Origin of the sequence: Streptomyces luteosporeus (genome assembly GCF_039532865.1) — a bacterium.
GTDB classification, from domain to species: domain Bacteria; phylum Actinomycetota; class Actinomycetes; order Streptomycetales; family Streptomycetaceae; genus Streptomyces; species Streptomyces luteosporeus.
Map to the genome: position 1 here is coordinate 32,532 of NZ_BAAASL010000017.1, position 20,490 is coordinate 53,021.

General features: G+C 73.0%; 15 protein-coding genes. 9 read left to right on the forward strand and 6 right to left on the reverse strand.

The genetic code is table 11. The features are described 5' to 3' along the window. The first annotated feature begins 15 nt into the window (after positions 1–15). Genes ABD361_RS21680 through ABD361_RS21690 form a run of 3 tightly spaced genes read left to right on the forward strand, consistent with a single transcriptional unit; the run spans position 16 to position 5,824 of the window. Positions 16–816, forward strand: a complete 801-nt coding sequence (locus tag ABD361_RS21680; RefSeq protein ID WP_344437124.1) for a biotin/lipoyl-containing protein — start codon at positions 16–18, stop codon at positions 814–816. Next, entirely contained in the window at positions 813–3,032 is a 2,220-nt protein-coding gene (locus ABD361_RS21685; RefSeq protein ID WP_425583283.1) for an NHLP family bacteriocin export ABC transporter peptidase/permease/ATPase subunit, read from the forward strand. The genes ABD361_RS21680 and ABD361_RS21685 overlap by 4 nt, the downstream gene beginning before the upstream one ends. Then, complete coding sequence (locus ABD361_RS21690; protein ID WP_344437125.1) at positions 3,029–5,824, forward strand: NHLP bacteriocin export ABC transporter permease/ATPase subunit; 2,796 nt, start codon at positions 3,029–3,031, stop codon at positions 5,822–5,824. The genes ABD361_RS21685 and ABD361_RS21690 overlap by 4 nt, the downstream gene beginning before the upstream one ends. A 54-nt stretch (positions 5,825–5,878) precedes the next feature. Here ABD361_RS21690 and ABD361_RS21695 read toward each other — a convergent pair whose 3' ends face one another. From ABD361_RS21695 to ABD361_RS21720, 6 genes are all read right to left on the reverse strand, one after another. Then, positions 5,879–6,514 carry a contact-dependent growth inhibition system immunity protein gene (locus tag ABD361_RS21695; RefSeq protein WP_344437126.1) on the reverse strand — a complete coding sequence of 212 codons (636 nt, stop codon included), beginning with the start codon at positions 6,512–6,514 and terminating at the stop codon, positions 5,879–5,881. A 41-nt stretch (positions 6,515–6,555) separates the two neighbouring features. Continuing rightward, complete coding sequence (locus ABD361_RS21700) at positions 6,556–10,884, reverse strand: polymorphic toxin-type HINT domain-containing protein (RefSeq protein WP_344437128.1); 4,329 nt, start codon at positions 10,882–10,884, stop codon at positions 6,556–6,558. Positions 10,885–11,025: 141 nt separating this feature from the next. Continuing rightward, positions 11,026–12,132, reverse strand: a complete 1,107-nt coding sequence (locus tag ABD361_RS21705) for a hypothetical protein (RefSeq protein WP_344437129.1) — start codon at positions 12,130–12,132, stop codon at positions 11,026–11,028. Next, entirely contained in the window at positions 12,129–12,773 is a 645-nt protein-coding gene (locus ABD361_RS21710; protein ID WP_344437130.1) for an RICIN domain-containing protein, read from the reverse strand. The genes ABD361_RS21705 and ABD361_RS21710 overlap by 4 nt, the downstream gene beginning before the upstream one ends. A 32-nt stretch (positions 12,774–12,805) precedes the next feature. Continuing rightward, on the reverse strand, positions 12,806–13,357 hold the full coding sequence (locus ABD361_RS21715) for an RICIN domain-containing protein (RefSeq protein ID WP_344437131.1): 552 nt from the start codon (positions 13,355–13,357) through the stop codon (positions 12,806–12,808). Positions 13,358–13,410: 53 nt separating this feature from the next. Beyond that, entirely contained in the window at positions 13,411–14,994 is a 1,584-nt protein-coding gene (locus tag ABD361_RS21720) for an AbfB domain-containing protein (protein WP_344437133.1), read from the reverse strand. A gap of 289 nt (positions 14,995–15,283) precedes the next feature. Between ABD361_RS21720 and ABD361_RS21725 the strand changes: the two genes are divergently transcribed. The 6 genes from ABD361_RS21725 (at position 15,284) to ABD361_RS21750 (ending at position 20,373) form a co-directional block, all read left to right on the forward strand. Further along, positions 15,284–16,108, forward strand: a complete 825-nt coding sequence (locus tag ABD361_RS21725) for an SDR family NAD(P)-dependent oxidoreductase (protein WP_344437134.1) — start codon at positions 15,284–15,286, stop codon at positions 16,106–16,108. 158 nt (positions 16,109–16,266) lie between these two features. Continuing rightward, positions 16,267–16,749, forward strand: a complete 483-nt coding sequence (locus ABD361_RS21730; RefSeq protein ID WP_344437135.1) for a hypothetical protein — start codon at positions 16,267–16,269, stop codon at positions 16,747–16,749. Positions 16,750–16,817: 68 nt separating this feature from the next. Beyond that, positions 16,818–17,336, forward strand: coding sequence for a hypothetical protein (locus ABD361_RS21735; protein WP_344437136.1), 519 nt, complete (start codon positions 16,818–16,820; stop codon positions 17,334–17,336). Continuing rightward, the gene (locus ABD361_RS21740) at positions 17,336–18,535 is read left to right on the forward strand and encodes an MAB_1171c family putative transporter (RefSeq protein ID WP_344437137.1); all 1,200 of its coding nucleotides are present in this window, start codon (positions 17,336–17,338) and stop codon (positions 18,533–18,535) included. Before ABD361_RS21735 ends, ABD361_RS21740 begins: the two co-directional genes overlap by 1 nt. Before the next feature lie 166 nt (positions 18,536–18,701). Next, positions 18,702–19,724 carry a helix-turn-helix transcriptional regulator gene (locus ABD361_RS21745; protein ID WP_344437139.1) on the forward strand — a complete coding sequence of 341 codons (1,023 nt, stop codon included), beginning with the start codon at positions 18,702–18,704 and terminating at the stop codon, positions 19,722–19,724. Between the two features lie 52 nt (positions 19,725–19,776). Next, positions 19,777–20,373, forward strand: coding sequence for a cupin domain-containing protein (locus ABD361_RS21750; RefSeq protein WP_344437140.1), 597 nt, complete (start codon positions 19,777–19,779; stop codon positions 20,371–20,373). Positions 20,374–20,490: the final 117 nt, after the last annotated feature.

Genomic DNA, 20,490 nt, shown 5'->3' on the forward strand with positions numbered 1-20,490 from the left:
TTGAAGGACCCATCCGTGCAGTTCCGCCAAAAGGCGCTTTCCAAGCTGCAATCGCCCGAAGAACTCGATCTGCCCGTGCGTTTCGCCAGGCCGCAGGGCCGGCTCGTGCTCGCCGTCACCCTCGCCGTCCTGGCCGCCGGCTGCTGCTGGGCGCTCACCGGATCGGTTCCGGCCACGCTCGGCGCGAGCGGTGTCCTGACCCACGCCGAGGGCAGCTACCTGCTGCAGAGCCCCTACGCCGGACAGGTCACCGCCGTCCTCGTCCGCGAGGGCCAGCAGCTGGCCCCGGGCGCGCCCCTGCTCACCGTCACCACCGACCGGGGCGAGAAGACGGTGCGCGCCGTGGCCGCCGGCCGGGTGGCGACCCTGCGCACCCGGATCGGATCGGTCCTGACCACCGGCGCGGACGTGGCGACCGTGGAGAAGGTGACCGACCCCGCCGAGGCACCGGTGGCCGTCCTGTACGTGCCGGGCGCGGACAGCGCCGGCATCGCCGCGGGCGCCCCCGTGGACCTCACCGTGCCCACCGCGGCCGCGCAGTACGGCGTCCTGCGCGGCCACGTCGCCCAGGTCGGCCGCGCCCCCCTGACGCCCGAACAGATCACCGGCTTCCTCGGCGACACCCGCCTGGCCGCACAGTTCGCCCGCCAGGGCGACCCGGTCGCCGTCGTCGTGCGCCTCGACCGCGCGGCCACCCCCTCCGGCTACCGCTGGTCCCGCGCCGGCGGACCCCCCGAGGCCCCGCGCACCACCACCGCCGTCACCGCCGCCGTCCACCTCGCCGACCGCCGGCCCGTCGACTGGCTCCTGCCATGAGCACCACCACGCACCGCGCCCGCCGCCGCACCCGCCCCGCCGGCCGCCCGCCGCGGGCCGTGCGCACCCCCACCGTGCTGCAGATGGAGGCCGTCGAGTGCGGCGCCGCCGCGCTGGCCATGGTCCTCGGCCACTACGGCCGCCACGTGCCCCTGGAGGAACTGCGCATCGCCTGCGGCGTCTCCCGCGACGGCTCGCGCGCCAGCAACCTCCTCAAGGCCGCCCGCAGCTACGGCCTCCAGGCCAAGGGCATGCAGATGGACCTGGCCGCGCTCGCCGAGGTCCGCCCGCCGGCCGTGCTGTTCTGGGAGTTCAACCACTACGTCGTCTACGACGGCACGGCCCGCCGACCCGGCCGCCGCGGCATCCACGTCAACGACCCCGCGAGCGGCCGCAGATGCGTGCCCATGGAGGAGTTCGACACCAGCTTCACCGGCGTCGTCCTCACCTTCGAGCCCGGCCCCGGCTTCCGCCGCTCCGGCCGCCGCCCCGGCCCCGCCACCTCCCTGCGCGGCAGGCTGCGCGGCATGTCGGGCACCATGCTCGCCGCCCTGCTCGCCAGCCTGCTGCTGGTGGTCACCGGCGCCGCGGTGCCCGCGCTCAGCCGCACGTACATCGACGAGTTCCTCATCGGCGGGCGGACCTCCTCCCTCGCCGTCCTGCTCACGGCGATGGCCGTCGCCCTGGCGCTCACCGCGACCCTCACCGCCCTGCAGCAGGCCAACCTGCTGCGCGGGCGCATCATCTCCTCCACCCTCGGCAGCGCCCGCTTCCTGCGCCACCTGCTCCGGCTCCCCGTCGCCTTCTTCGCCCAGCGCAACCCTGCCGACCTCGTCCAGCGCCTGCGCTCCAACGACGCGGTCGCCGAGACCCTCGCCCGGGACCTGGCCGCCGCGGCGGTGGACGCCGTGGTCGTCGTCCTGTACGCGGTGCTGCTGTGGACCTACGACGCGCAACTGACCGTCCTCGGCGTCCTGATCGCCCTGCTCAACGTCGTCGCCCTGCGCATCACCGTGCGCGTACGGGCCACCGGCGCGCAGAAGCTGCGCGCCGAGAACGCCCGGCTCACCAACCTCTCCTACAGCGGCCTGCAGCTCATCGAGACCATGAAGGCCACCGGCGCGGAGGACGGCTTCTTCCGCCGCTGGGCCGGCCGGCACGCGGTCACCCTCGACGTCCAGCAGCGCCTCGGCGTGCCCGCCGCCCGGCTCGCGGTCACCGCGCCCGCGCTGGCCGCCGTCGACAGCGCGCTGATCCTGGCGACCGGCGGCGTCCGCGCCGTCGAGGGCCACCTGTCCATCGGCCTGCTCGTCGCCTTCCAGGCCCTGATCACCGGCTTCACCGCACCCCTGACCCGCCTCAACGGCGTGGCCGGCCGCATCCAGGACTTCGCCGCCGACGTCGCCCGCCTGAGGGACGTCGAGGACTTCCCCGCCGACCCCCTGCACACCCGCCCCGCACCCGCCGGCGCCACCCGCCGCCTCGCGGGCCACGTCGAGGTGGACGGCATCACCTTCGGCCACAGCCCCCTCGACCCACCCCTGCTCAAGGACTTCCACCTCGCCGTCGGCCCCGGGCAGCAGGTCGCGCTCGTCGGCGGCTCCGGCAGCGGCAAGTCCACCGTCTCCCGCCTCCTGTCCGGCCTGCACGCCCCCTGGGAGGGCACCATCCGCATCGACGGCATGCGCCTGGAGGACATCCCGCGCGGCGTGCTGGCCGCCTCCGTCTCCTTCGTCGACCAGGACGTCTTCCTCTTCGAGGGCACCGTCCGCGACAACGTCGCCCTGTGGGACCCCTCCGTCACCGACGAGGCCGTCGTCGCCGCCCTCACCGACGCCGCCGTGTACGACGTCGTCGCCCGCCGCCCCGGCGGCATCCGCAGCCGCGTCGAGCAGGACGGCCGCAACTTCTCCGGCGGCCAGCGCCAGCGCCTGGAGATCGCCCGCGCCCTGGTGCGCCGCCCCAGCGTGCTGGTCCTGGACGAGGTCACCAGCGCCCTGGACGCGGTCACCGAACGGCTCGTCATCGACAACCTGCGCCGCCGCGGCTGCGCCTGCGTCGTCATCGCCCACCGCCTGAGCACCGTCCGCGACAGCGACGAGATCGTCGTCCTGGAGAGGGGCACCGTCGTCGAACGCGGCCGCCACGAGGACCTGCTGGCGGCCCGGGGCGCGTACGCCCGGCTCATCGGCGGTCAAGGAGCCCTGCCGGCATGACGACACCGACCACGACCGGTGCGACCGCCCACCACCAGGACACCGTGGCCGCGGCCTTCGGCGCCCTCGGCACCCCGGTCGACTGCACCGGCCTGCGCAGCCTCGCCCTGGAGGGCCCGCACGTCCTGTGGCTCCTCGCGGCCGGCGAGATGGACCTCTTCGCCGTGGACGCGCAGGCGGCCGGCCCCTGGCACCACCTCGGCCGCCTGGCGCCGGGCTCCCTGCTGCTGGGCCCCGCCCCCGGGCCGCGGCACACCCTCGTCGCACGCCCCGGCCGCGACTGCGTCCTGCGCCGCATCGCCCTGCGCGAACTGCAGTGGACCGAGCAGGACGGATGGTCCTGGTACGGCACCGGCGAACCCGGCCCCCTCGAACAGTCCTTCGCGCTCGGCGCGGGCCGCGGTCTGCGCGTGCTGTGCCAGACCCCCGACGACGTCCTGGGCATGCACGTCCCCGCCGGCAGCGTCCGCTACGGCGCGGCGTACGAGGGGTACGCGGACGGCACGCTCCTGATCGACCCCACCCTGTGGCAGGGCATGGTCGAACAGCAGCACCGGCTCCTGTACGCCGTCGACCGCTGGATCGAGGAGCTCGAACGGGCCCACGAGGACCGGGCGGCCGCCGGCATCGCGGCCGGCGAGGCGGCCCGCGCCGGCGCCGACCGCACCCTGCTGGCCTCGATCGGCGGCCCCGGCCGCCGGGGCCGCCGCGCCGCCGCCGGCGCCGACGCGACCTACGCCGCCTGCCGCCTGGTGGCCGAGGCGGACGGCATCGAGCGGGCCGAGCCGGCCGAGGCGGCCGAACCGCCCGGCGCGGCCCTCCGTCACGACCCCGTCGCCCGCATCGCCCTCGCCTCCCGCGTCCGCACCCGCACCGTGCGCCTCACCGGCCCCTGGTGGCAGGAGGACACCGGCCCCCTCGTCGGCCACCGGGAGGACGACGCGGCCCCCGTCGCCCTGCTGTGGCGCCGCGGCGGCTACGAGGCCGTCGACCCGGCGACCGGCAGCCGCGAGCGCATCGGCCGGCACAACCACGACCACTACGCGCCGCGCGCCGTCATGTTCTACCGCCCCCTGCCCGACGGCCGGGTGACCCTGCGCACCCTGCTGCGCTTCGGCCTGCGCGGCAGCGGCCGCGAACTGCGCGGCATCGCGCTCGGCGTCCTCGTCGCGGTCGGCCTGGGCGCCCTGGTCCCCGTCGCGACGGGCAAGGTGCTCGGCGTGTACGTCCCGCGCGCCGAGACCGGCCTCATCGTGCAGACCGGCCTGGCCCTGGTGGCCGCGGCCGTCGTCTCGGCCGCCTTCATGCTCCTGCAGAACACCGGCGTCCTGCGCCTGGAGGGCCGCGTCGAAGCCGCGCTCCAACCGGCCGTGTGGGACAGGCTCCTCAGGCTCCCGGCCGCCTTCTTCGCCGGCCGCTCCACCGGCGAACTGGCCGGAGCCGCCATGGGCATCAGCGCCATCCGCCGCACCGTCTCCGGCATCGCCCCCGTGCTCCTCCAAGCCGGCACGGTGGGCGCGGTGAACCTCGTGCTGCTCCTCGTCTACAGCGTGCCGCTCGCCCTCGTGGCCCTCGCGATGCTGCTGGCGATCGCCGCCGTCTTCCTCGGCCTGGGCTGGTGGCAGCTGCGCCACCAGCGCCGGCTGGTCGCCCTGAGCCACAAGCTCGACAACCAGGCGTTCCAGACCCTGCGCGGCCTGCCCAAACTGCGCGTCGCGGCGGCCGAGAGCTTCGCGTACGCGGCGTGGGCCAAGGAATTCGCCCGCACCAGGGAACTGCAGCAGCGCATCGGCCGCCTGAAGAACACCGTCACCGTGCTCAACGCCGTCTGCCTGCCCCTGTGCACCCTCGTCCTGTTCGTCCTGCTCGCGGGCCCGGCCCGGGGGAGCCTCACGGCCGGCGACTTCCTCACCTTCAGCACCTCGGTGACGATGCTGCTGACCTCGGTCACGCAGCTGACGGGCGCCCTGCTGTCGGCGGCGGCCGTACAGCCGATGTACGAACAGCTGCGCCCCATCCTGCAGGCCCACCCCGAAACCCGCTCCGGCGACGCCCCACCGGGCGAACTGACCGGCGCCCTGGAGGCCCGCGACCTGTCCTTCCGCTACGCGGACGAGGGCCCGCTCGTCCTCGACGGCGTCTGCCTGCGCATCCACCCCGGGGAGTTCGTGGCGATCGTCGGCGCGAGCGGCTGCGGCAAGTCCACCCTGCTGCGCCTGCTCATCGGCCTCGACACCCCGACCTCGGGCACTGTCCTGTACGACGGCCAGGACCTGGCCGCCCTCGACCGCTCCGCTGTACGCCGGCAGTGCGGCGTCGTCCTGCAGAACGCCCAGCCCTTCGCCGGCTCGATCCTGGAATGCATCGGCGGCGCCGAGACGTACTCCCCGGAGGAGGCCTGGGAGGCCGCGGCCCTGGCGGGCCTGGCGGAGGACATCAAGGCCATGCCCATGGGCCTGCACACGATGCTCTCGGAAGGCGGCGGCACGATCTCGGGCGGCCAGCGCCAGCGCCTGATGATCGCCCAGGCCCTGGTGCGCAAGCCGCGCCTGCTCTTCCTGGACGAGGCGACGAGCGCGCTGGACAACGAGGCGCAGCGCATCGTCATCGAGTCGACGCGAGCGCTGCGGGCCACGCGCGTCGTGGTCGCCCACCGCCTGTCGACGGTGATGGACGCGGACCGGGTGCTGGTGATGTCGGAGGGCCGGGTGGTGCAGGAGGGGACGCCGGCGGAGCTGCTGGCGGACGAGGGCGGGCCGTTCCGGGAGCTGGTGCGACGGCAGATGGAGTGAAAACACGCGATGCCCCGCCGGGAGTATCCCGGCGGGGCATCGCGCATTTCTTGCCTAACCCTCCTTGAGGTAGTCGATCGTCAAGAGGAGGAACTTGCCGTATCCGAAATGACGATTGAGCTCTTCGAAGGCTTGCCAGGAATCAGCGGCCACAGGACTGTCGTATGCGGCGTAGGCGCGCAGGAGGAAGCGGAAGGCGAGGGCCGCGCCGACCTCCGTCGCGCAACGCTGCACTGCTGCAATCACCGCCCGGGCGGGCAGGGGCTCCAGCGGAAGCTCTCGCTGCGGCGTCAGGCGTTCGGCGAGTGCACAGACCGCCGACTGCGCTGATGCGCTCGTACCCCGGGAGGCGGGGGCTGCGTCCACCGGTTCCCGGAGGAACGGCCGGATCTCGCGGTCGACGTCCTGCAGCCAGGCACGTCCACGCGGGGGTTCCACACCGTCCGCCGGGAAGTCCGGATAATACGTCGCCGCCACCCTCCACAAGGCGTGCAGTTCCTCATCGGACAGCGATGAGGCGAGCAACAGCTGAATGTCCTCGTGGAGAAGTCGGACGTCTTCCGGGCTTCCCTCGTCGCCGCCGGAGACCTCGGCCCAGCCGCGTACCACGTCCTGAGGCGTGTTCCCGCTGTACCGCCAGTCCATGTGGAACTGTTCACCCAGCGCTGTCAGCCCGAAATCGAATTCCAACTGTCTCCCTTTCGTCTATCGGAACGGACTTTCGTTCCCGCCTACTCCGGATAAGCCGTGTAGACGTAGAAACCGCCCGGGACCTTCTTGCCCGCCGGGTCCTTCTTGGCCCTCATCAGGACGACTGTGACCTTGTTTCCCGTGGCCCCGGAAGAACCGTCCCTCTTGAGGTACGTGCCCAGCGAGGGGGAATCCTTGAAGTACCTGGAGGGAAGCTCCAGCTTACTGCCCTCGGTCCACTTGGCCATCCGCTTGCTGATGAACTCCTTGATGTCCGGGTCGGAAAGGACGTGGTCGACCGCCTTCTGCGCCGTATCGGCGTCCGTCCAGCGTGTGGCGATTCCGTCCCGGGCGGCCTTTGCCCTCATCTGGTCGTTGGTGATGCGGACATGGTCCTTGAGCGTGTGGGCGAAGTCCTCACCGAAGCGGCGTTCCGCGGCCGACAGATCGCCGCAGTTGTGGACCAGGGCATCCGTTGCACCGACGCCCACGTAGTAGGTGTGGAATTCGCCGACCGTGAGGTCATGGGTCCGCTGGCGCTTGTGATAGTTGACGACAGCGGTCACCGCCAGGCCGGAGCCCGACGGGGTGCGCAGGATGTTGCCCGCGCGCAGGTCCCCGGCATCCACCCACTGCTTGCGGTCCGACGCCCAGAAGGGGTGGTTGGCGGTCGCCGTGATGGCGGCGGGCCCCTGGGAGGTGGCGACCGTGAGACGGACGAAGTCCTTGTCGTCCTCAGTGGTGAAGTGGTTCGTCACCGGACGGGCTTCGGTCTGCCCGCTCCCGGGGTCGGAGGCGATCACCCGGTCGCCGATGCGGACGTCCTCGATGGCCCGGTGACTTCCGTCCGCCAGCAGGACCTGCGTTCCCGGCAGGAAGCTGTGCTTGCGGGGGCAGTCGAGCTTCTTCCAGACGCTCTCGAGGATTTCCCGGGCCTTCTTCAGCTTCCCCTTGGCCTCGGTGACCTTGTCCAGGAATTTGGTGATGCCCGAAATCGCCTTGGCGATCCGCGGGAACTTCTCGGCGAGCTTGAGGGCCTTGCCCGGGCCTACGTTCTGGACGATCGCCCAGAGACAGGTCGGGATGTCGGGGTCCTCAACGCACTTCTTGATGTCCTCGAGGAAGAGCTCGACAAGGAGCTCTCCTCCGTTCTCCATCAGGTAGTCGATGAGGTCCTGGTCCGAGGCCTTCTGGGCCTCTTCGTACTCCTCCTTCGTCATGCCGGCGTCGGCGAGGGCTTCCAGTTCCTCGTCCGTCAGGTTCTCGCCGTGCTCCTTGCCCGCCTTGGCGGCCTCACGGCGGGCGTCGTCCTCCAGCTTCTTCTGGTATTCCTCGGCCCGCTTGGCCGCCTCGTCCGCCTCGGTGGCGTACTTGTGCGCGTTCTTGGCGGCCTCTTCCGCAGCCTTGGCGTGGCTCTCGGCGGAATCGGCGAGCTTGCCGGCGTCCGCGGCGTCCTTCTCGGCCTGGGTCGCGGCGCTCTGGGCGACGCTGGCGTCGTTCTCGGCACGGGTGGCGGCGCTGTCGGCCGCGGCGGCCTCGTTGTCGGCCTGGGCGGCGGCGCTGCGGGCGCGGGCGGCTTCGGCCTCCGCGTCGTTGGCGGCCTGACGTGCCGCAGCTGCGTCGGCGTAGGCCTGGTTGGCGGCCTTGCGGGCCTGGTCGGCGTCGGCCTGGGCCTGGGCGTCGGCCTGGTTGGCGCGTGCTGCAGCGGCCCGTGCCTTGGCGCCGTCGACGGCGGCCTGGGCGGCCGACTTCATGGCGGCGGCCATGGAGCGGGCGGCGTCCGCGGAGGAGCGGGCGGCCTCGGCGGCGGCCTTGAAGGCCGGCGCGACCTGGGCGCCCGCGCTCTTGGCCGCGGCTGCGGCGGCGTCGGCGGCCTTGACCGCTTCGGCGGCCTTGGCCTCGGCGGAGGCGACCTGCTCGTCGCCCGTCTCCTGAGCGGCGGTGGCGACCGCGGCGGCGAAGTCCGCGTCGACGTCCGTGCCGGCGAAGGGGGCGGTCAGCTGGATGGCGGTGTTGGCCGGGTCGGCGATGCCGGCGGCGGTGCCGCGGGCGGCCGCGGCGGCCTGCACGGCCACGGTGGCCTGGACCTTGGCCATCGCCGCCTCGCGAGTGGCGCCTTCGGCCTCGTCCTTGGTGCGGTTGGCGGCCTGGAGGGCGTTCTTGGCCTCCATCGCGGCCAGACCCGCCAGTCGCGCGGCCTCGTGGGCGGCGACGCCCGCGCGGGCCTCCTGCGCGGTGGCCTCGGCGGCCTTGGCGTTGGCCCGCAGGGCGGCGGCGTGGGTGGCGGCGGCCTCGGCCTCGGCACGGTTGGCCGCCGCGTTTGCCGCGGCAGCGGCAGCTTCGGCCTTGTTGGCTGCGGCATTGGCGCGCGCGGCATGCGCAGTGGCCTCGGCGGCCGCTGCCCGCGCCCGGGCCGCTGCACCTGCAGCCTCCGTGGCTGCCGAACGTGCCCTGACGGCCGCACCACTGGCCGCGTCGGCGGCACTACGGGCCTCGCCCGCGGCGCTGCCGGCGGCATTGGCGTCCGCCCTGGCATCCTCGGCCGCGGCCTTGGCGACACCGGCCTGGGCATCACCCCGAAGGGCTGCGGCCAACGCCTCGCCGGCCTTGGCGCGGGCCTCCTTCTCCTGGTGTTCCTTCTCCGCCGCGCGTGCCTTGTTGCGGGCTTCGCGAGCCTTGGTCTCCTCGCCCCGGGCGCTTTCGTCCGCCTTGGCGGCGATACCTTCCTTCTCCGCTGCGTCCGCACGCGCCGCGGCTGCCGTGGCAGCCGCGGAAAGGGCCTGCGCCCGCTGCGCGGCCGCGGTCCGGGCCTCGGCCTCGGCGCGGGCGCGGGCCGCGGCGGCGTTGTCGCGCTCCTGCTCGGCGCGGGCGCGGGCCGCGGCGGCCAGGTCGCGTTCGCGTTCGGCGATGGCGCGCTGGTCGGCGGCTATCTTGGCCTGGCGCTCCGCCTCCAGGCGGGCTTCGCGGGTCTTGTTCGCGTGCTCCCACGCCTCCGCTTCGGCCTTTTCGGCGGCGATGCGCGCGTCGCGGGTGCGCGTGGCGGCGTCCGCGGCGATCTTGGCCTGCTTGTCGGCGGCCTCGGCGAGCTTGGCGGCGGTCTTGGCGTGCTGTTCGGCGTTGGCGCGCCACTGCTTGGCCTGCTGCTCGTGCAGTTCGGCCTGGTTCTTGGCGTTGAGGCCCTTGGCGTCGGCCTCGGTGGCGTCGATCGCGTTCTGCGCGGTCTTCGCGGCCTGGACGGCGGCGTCGGCCGCAGCCGCGATGCCGGAGGCGACGTCCGACCACTGCGTGCCGTACGTCAGACCCGTTTCCACCAGGACGTCGGCCTGGACCTTGGCCTGGGCGGCGGCCACCTGGGCGGCCTTCGCCGCGCCCGCGGCGATCTCGACCTGACGGGCGGCCTCGGCCTTGACACCGTCGTAGGACGACAGGCGCTTGCCGGCCCGGTCGGCCGAGAGCATCCGGTCGGCCTCGCGGGCCTGAGCGGCCGCCGAGGTCATCGCGTTGGAGGCCTCCTTGAGGGCCTTGACCGCGGTGCCGTGGGCGGCGATGAGCTTGGTGCGGGCCTCGGCCGCGCGGGCGGCCTTCTCGGCCAGCTGGCGCAGCTTCTCCGCGGCCTCCTGGGCGTCCTTGAGGGCCTTCTCCGTCGCGGCGCGGTCGTCGGCGTCCTTCTGGGCCGCGACCTGGTAGCCCTTCTCCAGGAACTCCTCGATGACCTTGTCGTCGTTGGTGGCCAGTGCCGCGGTGGCGGCCTTCTTGACCTCCGGGCCACCCGAGTTGGCCAGCATCTCGACGCGCTTGCGCAGCTCGGCCGCGCGGTCCTTGGCGTTCTGCTCGTTCTTCTTGTCCTGCGCGCGGGCGATGTCCGCGCCGTAGGCCAGGAAGTCCGCCCGCGCCTTCGCGTCGGACTTCAGGACGCGCTCGACCTCGGCGTTGAACACCGGGCCGCCGGTGCCCCGCATCGCCTCGATCTTCTTGCGGTTCTCCGTGTCGACGCCGTCGCGCTTGTCCTTGGCACGCTGACGCGCCTCGGCCTCGCCGTGCTCCAGGAACGCCTTGATCGCGCCGGGGTCGGAGCTTTCCAGCGCCGCCTTGGCGGCCGCGCGGACTTCCTCCTCCTCGTCGAACTCCGCGAAGTCCTCCACCAGCTGCCGGTCCCGGTCCGCACTGAGCTTGTCCAGCTCGGACTTGGGAGCAGCAGCCGGCGCAGCGCCGGGCTTCGGCAGGGCCGCGGCCAGCTTGTCCAGCGCCGCCAGTGACTTGGCGTACGAGGTCTGCTCGGCGCGGGCGTTCGTGGCGGCGGTGGCCTGGCCGGTCATGCCGCCCAGGATCGCCAGCGCGAGCGCCGCGGACACCGTCCGCGACGCCGTCACGACCGTACGGCCGCGTGATGTTCCGGCTCTCGGCCGGAATCTTCCCATCACGGGATGAATCCCCCTCAATTGACGAAAAAGAAAAACAAAGGTGCCCGGCCGGCGGGTCGGGCCGGCCGGGCACCGGGGCGATCGGGCCGGTCAGCCCTTCACGCGGGTCTCCGCCTCCTGGGCCCGGTCGGCCATGTCCTGCCAGAAATCGGCGGCCTTGGCCGCTTCGGCCTGCTCCAGCGACCAGGAGCTCTGGTGGGCCTCGGCCGGTTTGCCCATGTTCTTCCACAGCGCGTCCGCGGACTCCTGGGCCGCCGCGGCAATGGCGCGCCAGTTCTCCGCCTGCGCGGCAGCCGCAGCCTGCTCCGCCAGCCAGGCCGCGCGCGCGGCACCGGCGTGATCGGCCACCGCCTTCCACGCCGCCTCCGCATCGGCCCGCGCCTTCGCCGCGTCCGCCGCGCCCTTGACGGCCTCCTCCGCGGCCGCCGCCTTCGCGATCAGCTGCGACAGCACGGCATGCCGTACGGTCTCCGCGTCGGCCACCCGCGACCGGTACGCCTCGAGGTCCAGCGTTCCGCCCGTGGCCCAGCCGTAGCCGAAGAACTCGGCCACGTCCGCATCCGTGGCACCGGGCCGCAGCGCCCACTGCGCCGCCACCCGCACCTGCTCGCCCGGGTCGTGCTCGGCCACCGAAGCGACGAACGCCCGGTCCTTGGCACCGACCTCCGCCCGGTGCGCGGCATCCGCCTCGCGGACGGCCCGGTCGCGCTGCTGCGCCTCGGCGTACCCGCTCTTCACGAACGCCGCCTGGTCCGCGGCCGTGCCCTTCAGAGCACGCTCGGCCGCCGAGCGCACCTCGGGGGAGAACTCCTTGGTGTGGGTGGCCACCACCCGCTCGCAGAACGCCCTGTTGCGCGCCCGGACCTCGCGCGCCCGCTGCTTGGCGGCGTCGAAACCGCCGCCGGGAGCCAGCCACTGCGCGATGGCCGCGTCGCCGGCGGAGTTGCGCAGCGCGTTCCACGCGGAGACGCGCACCTCCGCGGCCGGGTGGTACTTCGCGTAGTACAGGACGCGGCCCCGCGCGTCCTCCGCCGCCGCGGCCCTCATCTGCGCGGGCCCGTCGGCGGCGGGCTGAGCAGCGGCAACGGTGGCCGGCACCGACGTGCCGGCCCACGCCGGAGCCACCCCGGCCACGGCGCCGCCGCTCGCCAGCAGCACGACCGTCACGGCCCGGGCCACGCGCCACCGACGGTTCACTGCGGTCCTCTGACGTTGGCCGGCGCGATCTTCCAGAGCTGGGCCGGGGTCTGGTTGCAGCTCCACGACTGCGCCATGGCGCCGTCGGCCTTGCTTCCCTCGGGGATGTCCAGGCAGCGGTCCTCGGCGTGGGTCGGCCGCAGCTGGAAGAGCTTCTTGACCGGGTCGACGAGGACGACCTGCCAGCGCATCTGCTTGGCGCCGTCGATGCACTTCCACTGCTGGGCGTCGGCGCCGAGCTGGGTGCCGCTGCCCTCGATCTCCAGGCACTTGCCGCTGGCCGCGGAGCGCAGCTGGTAGGAGGAGCCGGCGGTGGGGACCATGCGCCACTCCTGGGGCTTGCCCTCCGTGCACGCGGCCTGCGTGGCCTTGACGCCGTCGGCCGTCTTGCCGTCCTCGATGGTCAGGCACTTGCCGCTGTGGGCGGCCTGCAGGCGCACGAGCGTCTCCGGCATGGCCGCGCGGTTCTTGGCCTCCTGGGCGCCGGCGACGGCCGCCTGGGTGGCGTTGTACGCGGCCTCGGCCGCCTTCTTGGCGGCGTCGGAGGGGTCGTCGGTGTCCGCGTGGGCGGTCAGGGCGCCGCCGCTCAGGACGACGATGCTCGCGCCGAGGGCCAGCGCGGCCCGGGTGATCCGTGCCATGGTGTTTCTCGTTTCCTCTCGACTTTTTGAGCTCAGCCCTTGGCCGGCTGGATGCGCCACTGCTGGGCGGTGGTGCCGTTGCAGTTCCACTGCTGGACGACGGCGCCGTCGTCCTTGCTGGAGCTCTTGACGTCCAGGCAGCGCGCGTCGGCGTGGTCCGGGTGCAGCTCGTACAGGTCCTTGGTCACGTCGGCGAGGACGAGCCGCCAGCGCTGGTGCGCAGCGTTCACGCACCACCACTGCTGGGCCCTGGCACCGGTGTTGGTGCTGCCGTTCTCGACCTCCAGGCACTTGCCGCTGTGCTTGGCACGCAGCTCGAAGGTGGCGGAGGGGCCGGGCACCAGCTCGAAGAGCTGGTTGTCCAGGTCGTCGGCGCACGTGGCCTGCACGGCGTCGGCGCCGTTGCGCAGGCTGGCGCCCGCGACGGTCAGGCACTTGCCGCTGTGCGCGGCCTGCAGCTGGACGACCGAGGGGCTGCCCGCGGCGGTGGCGGGGGCCTCGTCGGCGTGGGCGGCGCTCACGCCGCCGGCGAGGGCGGCCACGCTCGCGCCGATGGCCAGCGCGACCCGGGTGATCCGAGACATGGGTGTTCCGTTCTTCTCAGGAGATCTCATGGGGGGTTGCGGCGCCGGACGGATCAGGGCGCGAGGGGAGCGGAGATCTTCCAGGTGGCGTCCTGGGCGAAGTCCTTCTCGGCGTCGTAGCGGTTCTTGCCGCCCTTGCCGGAGGCCGCGTACAGGTCGCCCCAGGAGCTGCGCAGGAAGCGGCCCTTCTGGGAGGCCGACTCGAAGGACGTGCCGGCGCCGGCCAGGCCCTTGCGGGGGCACCAGGTGGCGTCCTTGCGGAAGGCGGCGCCGGTGTCGTCGGCCATCAGGCGCACGCGCAGGTCCTTCAGCGCCAGGTAGTAGCCGGGCTTGCGGACGGACTCGAAGGAGTAGCAGCCGGGCTGGGCGTTGAGGGAGGGCACCACGACCCAGGTGGCGTCCTCGCGGTCGGCCTGCTTGCCCTTGGGGTCGACCGGGGCGAGGAAGACCTCGCCGCCGTCGGGGGAGGACTGGCGGACGTGGAAGCCGGCGGGCTTGCCGCTCGCCGGGGTCAGCGACTGGCGCTTGGCTCGGTACTGGGCCTCGTCCTTGAGGAACGCCGCCACGGCCTCGTCGCTGCCGGCCAGCGCCTTCTTGGCCTGGGCCACCAGCCACGGGTTCATGCCGGTCTTCTCCGCGGCGGCCTGGACGGCCAGGGCGCGGCGGCGGTTGACCTCGGCGATCTTCTTGCGGCGGGCCTCGTCGTCCCGCTTGTACGCCTGCTCGGCGCCGGTGTGGATGAACTCCTTCCACACGGCCGGGTCCGGGCTCAGGACGGCCTTCTGGGCCGCGGCGTACAGCTCGGTGCCCTGGGCGTCGGCCGGCACGCTGCGCAGCAGCTCGCGGATGAAGTTGTCGTCGCCCAGGCTCAGGACGGCGTCGGAGGGCGTCAGGCCGAAGAGCGCCGCGGCGTTCTTGCGGGCGGCCAGCTCCGCACGGCGCTGGGCCTCCTCGCGGTTCTTCTGCTCCAGCTCCTTGAGCTCGTTGGCCACGTCGCGCTGGTGGGCCTCGCGGGCGCCGTTGGTGATGAACGCCTGCCAGGCGGCGGCGTCGCCGGCCAGGGCTGCCGCGGCGGCGGCCCGTACCTCGGGGCCCGCGGCCTCGTGCTTCATGACGGCGCGGATGAAGTTGTCGTCGCTGAGCGCCAGCAGCTCCGGGGTGCTCGGTATGCCCACGGCTATCAGCGCCTGGGACTTGGCGAGCCGGGCGGCGCGGTCGGCGTCGGCCCGGTCCTTCTCCCGCTGCTTGTCGACGGCGTACGCCTCGTGGATGCCGGTGGTGATGAACCGCACCTGGTCCTCGGCGCTGCTGCTGACCATGGCCTCCTCGGCGGCCAGGCGCACGGCCTCCAGGGACTCGCCGGCGTCGCGGGCCTTCTGCCACAGGGCGTGGATGAAGTCCTCGTCGCTGAGCAGCAGCACGTCCGGGGTGGGGTCGAGGCGGACGACGGCGGCCGCGTCGACGCGCTGCGTGTCCGTGGTCCCGATGCCGGCGGCGCTGCTGACCGCGTCGGCGGGCGCGGCCAGGGCGGCCTGCGGCGCGGCCACCGCGGTGACGGCGGCGAGGGCGGTGGTGGTCACGAGGCCGTGCGTGAGGATCCGCCGCAGGCGGGCGGACGTGGTGTGTCTGAAGTCCATGCTGGTTCGACTGACCCTTTTCATCGCGATAAACCCCCCGTAAGTAAAGGGCTGGTGAAGGCGAAGTCTTGAAGAGTCACCGGATGATAGTCAAACCGGAAGTGATGGATATGATCAGCATAGCTATGACTTGCAACGACCGTGCCGACTCCGTGCGTTGCGGGAGCAATGGCCTCTGTGCGCCCATTGCCGGAATTGCTTATTCCGCTTTTTGCCGGGCCACCGGTAAAGGCCACGGGTAAGGTGCTCACCGCACAATGTGCCGACCGGCTGGGAAGGGTTGAACACCATGGCCGAGCAGAAGACCTACCTCGTCACCGGCGGAGGCACCGGGATCGGCGCGGCCACCGCGCGAGCCCTGAGGGCGGCCGGGCACGACGTGGTCGTCAGCGGGCGGCGGGCGGAGCCGCTGGAGCGCCTCGCGAAGGAGACGGGCGCACTGGCCCACCCTGCCGACACCGGCGACCCCGCCGACGTCACTGCCCTGGTCGAGGCTGCGGTCGCTGCGTACGGGCGGCTGGACGGGCTCGTCCTCAATGCCGGCACCGGGCGGCCCGGGAAGGTGGGGGAGCTGCCCGTCGAGGACTGGGAAGCGGTGCTGCGCACCAACCTCACCGGCCCGTTCCTGCTCCTGCGCGCCGCGCTCCCGCACCTCGTCCGCACCCGCGGCGCGGTCGTCGCCGTCGCCTCCGTCGCCGCCCTGCGCAACGGCATCGGCAACCCCGCCTACGCCACGTCCAAGGCGGGCCTGCTGCAACTGTGCCGCTCGATCGCCGTCGACTACGGCCCCCAGGGGCTGCGGGCCAACGTGGTGTGCCCCAGCTGGGTGCGCACCGACATGGCCGACGGGCGCATGAGGCGCTTCGCCGACGACGCGGACCTCGGCGCGGGCGAGGACGGTGTCGAGGCCGCCTACGCGCAGGCCACCCGCCTGATCCCCACCGGCCGCCCCGGCGAGCCCGGCGAGGTCGCCGAGGCCGTCACGTGGCTGCTCTCGCCCGCCGCCTCGTTCGTCAACGGCGCGGTGCTCACCGTGGACGGCGGCGTCACGGCCGTCGACCCCGGCACGGTGGGCTTCGGCTTCCACGTCGAACCGCGTACGTCACCGCTGTGACCGATGCGGCCCATGGCTCCGCGGCGCGTGTTCGCGCACGGCGTTCATGGGCGGCTTGTCAACGTTGGCGGTTGACTGTACTGCTATAGGCGCCGTCCTCGTCCACGCCAGCGGAGGGCGCGCGGCGCCGGTCCGATGAACGAGGAGCACAGAGGAACATGACGAGAGGCCAGGCCCGTCGCCCGGGGGCCGCCACCGAGCGGAAGATCGACGAGCGGCTCACCGCCCTCATCGCCACCGTCTACCCGGACGAGCGCAAGCGGCCCGGGTACGCCAAACTCGCCGAGGAAATACGGGAGACGACCGGGCGGCCGATTTCGGGCACGTACCTGTGGGAGCTGGCCACGGGGAAGAAGTCGAATGTGACGCTCGATCACCTCGACGCGCTCGCCGAGTTCTTCGGCGTCCCCACCGAGTATTTCCTGAATGACGGCGTGGCGGATAGGGTCAACTCCCAGTTGGCGCTGGCCTCGGCCCTCGGAGACGCCCAGGTGCGCAACCTGGCGCTGCGCGCGCAGGGGCTCTCGCCGGCCAGCCTGGACGCCCTGCTGGCGATGGTGGACGACGTCCGGCGGATGCAGGACCTGCCGCGGATCGGTGACGAGGGGCGCGAGGCCCCGCGGACCGCCGCGCAGGACTGAACCGCCCGTCCGCCGGCGGGCGCTCACGGGCGCTCCAGCGGACGTGACACAGCACGGGGGAACAGTCGATGCCGGCCAGGTATGTCAAGCTTCGCCGCCGGTGCGAGGCGATGCTGGACGAGCTGGACCCACCCCGCCCGTTCTCGCTGGACGAGCTCCGCCGTGCTCTGGTGCGCCGGCGCGGGCGCCCGTTGCACTTGCATCCGCTGCCGCTGCAGGCGGCGGCGTCGGGGGCCTGCGGCCTGTGGCTGGCCACCGACACCGACGACCACATCTTCTACGAGCAGCGCACCACGCGCGCGCACCAGGAGCACATCGTGCTCCACGAGATCGGGCACATGCTCTTCGACCACCGGTCCCTGCGGTCGGACGACTTCGGCGGCCTCGCCGCCCTGCTGCCGGATCTCAGCCCGCGCCTGATCCGACGCCTCCTGGGCCGCACCGACTACACCACGCGGGAGGAGCAGGAGGCGGAGATGTTCGCGAGCGTGCTGCGGACGTGGCAGGGCAGGCACGACGCGCCGGCGCCGGGCGGCGCCGGGTTGCCGGCCGGGCCGGAGGCGGCACTGGGAGTCGGAACGTCCTGATGATCGCTGAGCTGACCGTCCTCGGCCGCCGGCTCGAGATCGCGGCGGCCGTCGTCCTGTGGACCGCCGTGGTGCTGCGCGCCCCGTCGTCGGTCCGCCGTCCCCGGCAGCGCGGGCTGTGGCTGGCGGTGGCCACCGCGGCCACGGCCATGACGCTCAGCGTCGTGCCGGCACCTCTCCTGCGGCGGGCCTTCGGCTGCACCGAGGTCCTGGGGCTGGCCACCAACCTCTTCGGAGTCGTCTCCGCCGGAGCCGTCCTGGACTTTGTCATGGTCGCGACGGGCCGGGGTCGAAGACGCCGGTATGCCCTGTACCTGGCCACCGCCCTGGTGATCACCGCGCTGGTCGTGCTCGACCGGACCGGCAGCGCGCACGGGACGCACGCCATCCACCGCGTGGGCCTGTGCCACCCGGGACTGGCGTACTGGCTGCTGCTGATCGGGACCCACCTGACGGCGGACGCGGCCTGCACGTGGGTGTGCTGCCACTACGCCCGCCGCAGCGCGAGCCGCCCGGCCCGCCGCGGCCTGTGGCTCTTCGGCCTGGGTACCGCCTTCTCCGGCCTGTACTGGTCCGGCCAGTTGCTGCGGGTGACCCTGCCGGTGCCGGGCATCGGCATGCTGCTGCCGTACTGCATGGTCCTGCACGGGCTGCTGCGGGCGGGAGCGATCCTCGTGCCCCTGGTCACCGCGGTGGCCGGAGCCTGGGAAAACGTTGTCACGGTCTGGCGGCTGTGGCCGCTGTGGCGCGATGTGACGGCGCTCGCGCCCCACGTCGTCCTCGTCCGGCGGCGCTCGCGGCTGGGTGAACTGCTGCGTCCCCAGGGGTCCTTTTCGCTGTTGCAGTACCGCAAGGTGATCGAGATCCGCGACGCCCTGCTCGTCCTGAGCTCCCACAGCGGGCCCGCGATGCCCGGCCTGGCGGAGGAGTACCTGCGCACGGTGCGCGCGCCGCTCGTCGGCCACGGCGCCGCCGTCCTCGCGTGCCTGGCGCGCCAGGCACGCCGTGCCGTACTGGACGGGCTGCCGCCGGGGAAGGAGCCGTCCGCCGTCGGCGACTTCCGCACCGCGGATCTGTGCGAGGAGACGTCCTTCCTGGTCGAGGTGGCGACGGCGTACACCTCTCCCGCGGTGCGCGGCTTCGACGCCTGGCTCGCGCGCCGGGGCGGTGCGGTCACCGCGCTCCGTCCGCCCGGATGAACGGATGCCCGCCGGCCGGGCATCCGCCAGAATGGACAGTCGCCACCATGGAACGATTCCTTCATCCGCCATCGTTGACGGATGCATCAACTGCGTGCGATATTAAGGACGATTGGCCAGTATAAGTGACGACTGGCCTCTCGCCCAGCCGCACAAAGGGGGATTGATGCAGGCGGATCTCAAAAGTCGGCACGCCGACCCGTTAAGGGAGACCGAAGACGTCGAGGAGCTCTACGAACTGGCGATACGGCGGCAGTTCTTGTGCCTGAGCCGCGCGGCCGAGGAGCTGGACTGGCCGGAGGCCCGAGTGGCCCGGGCCGTGCGGGTGCTGGTGGAGGGGCAGCTGCTGCGGCCCCTGGCGAGCGGGCGCAGCGTCTTCGTCCCCGTCGCCCCGCGCACGGCCGCCTCCCGGCGGCTGGCCCCGCTGCACTCGCAGATCGCGCGCATGGAACGGGAGTCGGAGGAGATCCGCGCGGAGCTGGCCGTCTTCCAGGAACTGCACGAACAGGTGCTGCGCGAGGCCCGGATGGCGGAGCCGTTCCAGATGGTGGTGGGCGAGGACGCCATCGCGGCGGAGATCGCGGCGGCCGCCGAGGAGTGCCGCTCCGAGGCCCTCATCGCCCGGCCCGGAGGCGGCCGCAGCGCCGCCGACGTCCTGCAGATCGCCTGGGAGCCGCCCGAGGCCGAGCTCGCCCGCCGGGTGCGCACCCGGGCGCTGTACCAGCACGCCACCCGCTTCGACACGCCCACCAGGAAACACGTCGAGCGCATCGCGGCGGCCGGGGGAGAAGTGCGCACCCTCGGCGACTCCTTCGAGCACCTGCTGATCTTCGACCGTGACGTGGCCGTCATCCCGGCCGACGGCGACCGCGGCGCCGCCCTCGTCGTCCGCCAGCCCGGCGTCGTCGGCTACCTGGCCGGCGTCTTCGAGCGGGCCTGGCTGGCCGCCCGGCCCTTCGAGAGCCACAACCGCGCGGCGGACGTGAGCGAACTCATCTCCGGTGTGCGGATGTCCATCATCCAGCTCCTGGCCGAGGGCGAGACCGACGAGGCGATCGCCCGTCGCATCGGCGTCAGCGTGCGCACCTGCCGCAGTCACGTCGCCAAGATCTACGAGGAGCTGGGCGCGCGCAGCCGCTGCCAGCTGGGCGTGCTCATCGCCCAGTCCGGCCTCCTCGGGCAGAGATGAGCCCGGGTGCGGGCCGGTCGGCCGGCGGGCGCAAGCCTCTAGGATGCCGGGTATGACTGACCCGTCCCCCGCCACGCCCGGCGCCCTCCCGCGGGACCCGGAACTGGGCTTCCCGCCTCCCGGTGAGGTGTTGCACCGATTGCGCACGCACAAGGGGATGTCGCTGCGGCAAGTGGCCGCGGAGTGCGGGCTGTCGGTGTCCTTCCTCGCGGCGCTGGAGCGGGGCGAGACCGACATCGCCCTGGAGCGCCTGGGCCGGCTGGCCAAGGTCTTCGACCACGACGTCGGTTCCTTCCTGGGCTTCTCCCGGGGCCGGGCCACCCCCTCGCTCTTCCCCCGGGAGAAGCAGGAGGTGCTCCACCGCGCGCCCGGCGTGCTCTACCGCGTCCTGCGCTCGCCGGAGCTCGGCTACCAGGTCGTCACCGGCGACTTCGAGCCCCGCAGCGGCCTGACGGAGGACCTTCAGCACGAGGGCTCCGACCTGGTCACGGTGACCCGTGGCGTCATCGTCGCGCGGTACAACGGCGTGGACCACGTGCTGCGCGCCGGGGACTGCGCCCAGTGGTCGGCCGGCCATCCGCACAGCTTCCGCAACGACACCGACGAGCCGGCCCAGTTGGTCTGCATCCTCTTCTCCAGCCTCTACTGAGCGGCCCGCCGCCGGCGGCCTTCCCGTTTCCTGCTCAACAGCCCCACGGACCACGGTCCGTGGGGCTTTTCGGCTTTCGGGGCGACGTTGAGACTGAGCGATATTCTGCTCTACAGT

Bases quoted from the DNA above. Each gene is read 5' to 3' on its own strand.
- ABD361_RS21685 (WP_425583283.1), top strand. From the start codon at position 813: ATGAGCACCACCACGCACCGCGCCCGCCGCCGCACCCGCCCCGCCGGC.
- ABD361_RS21690 (WP_344437125.1), top strand. From the start codon at position 3,029: ATGACGACACCGACCACGACCGGTGCGACCGCCCACCACCAGGACACC.
- ABD361_RS21710 (WP_344437130.1), bottom strand. From the start codon at position 12,773: ATGGCACGGATCACCCGGGCCGCGCTGGCCCTCGGCGCGAGCATCGTC.
- ABD361_RS21715 (WP_344437131.1), bottom strand. From the start codon at position 13,357: ATGTCTCGGATCACCCGGGTCGCGCTGGCCATCGGCGCGAGCGTGGCC.
- ABD361_RS21720 (WP_344437133.1), bottom strand. From the start codon at position 14,994: ATGGACTTCAGACACACCACGTCCGCCCGCCTGCGGCGGATCCTCACG.
- ABD361_RS21725 (WP_344437134.1), top strand. From the start codon at position 15,284: ATGGCCGAGCAGAAGACCTACCTCGTCACCGGCGGAGGCACCGGGATC.
- ABD361_RS21730 (WP_344437135.1), top strand. From the start codon at position 16,267: ATGACGAGAGGCCAGGCCCGTCGCCCGGGGGCCGCCACCGAGCGGAAG.
- ABD361_RS21735 (WP_344437136.1), top strand. From the start codon at position 16,818: ATGCCGGCCAGGTATGTCAAGCTTCGCCGCCGGTGCGAGGCGATGCTG.
- ABD361_RS21740 (WP_344437137.1), top strand. From the start codon at position 17,336: ATGATCGCTGAGCTGACCGTCCTCGGCCGCCGGCTCGAGATCGCGGCG.
- ABD361_RS21745 (WP_344437139.1), top strand. From the start codon at position 18,702: ATGCAGGCGGATCTCAAAAGTCGGCACGCCGACCCGTTAAGGGAGACC.
- ABD361_RS21750 (WP_344437140.1), top strand. From the start codon at position 19,777: ATGACTGACCCGTCCCCCGCCACGCCCGGCGCCCTCCCGCGGGACCCG.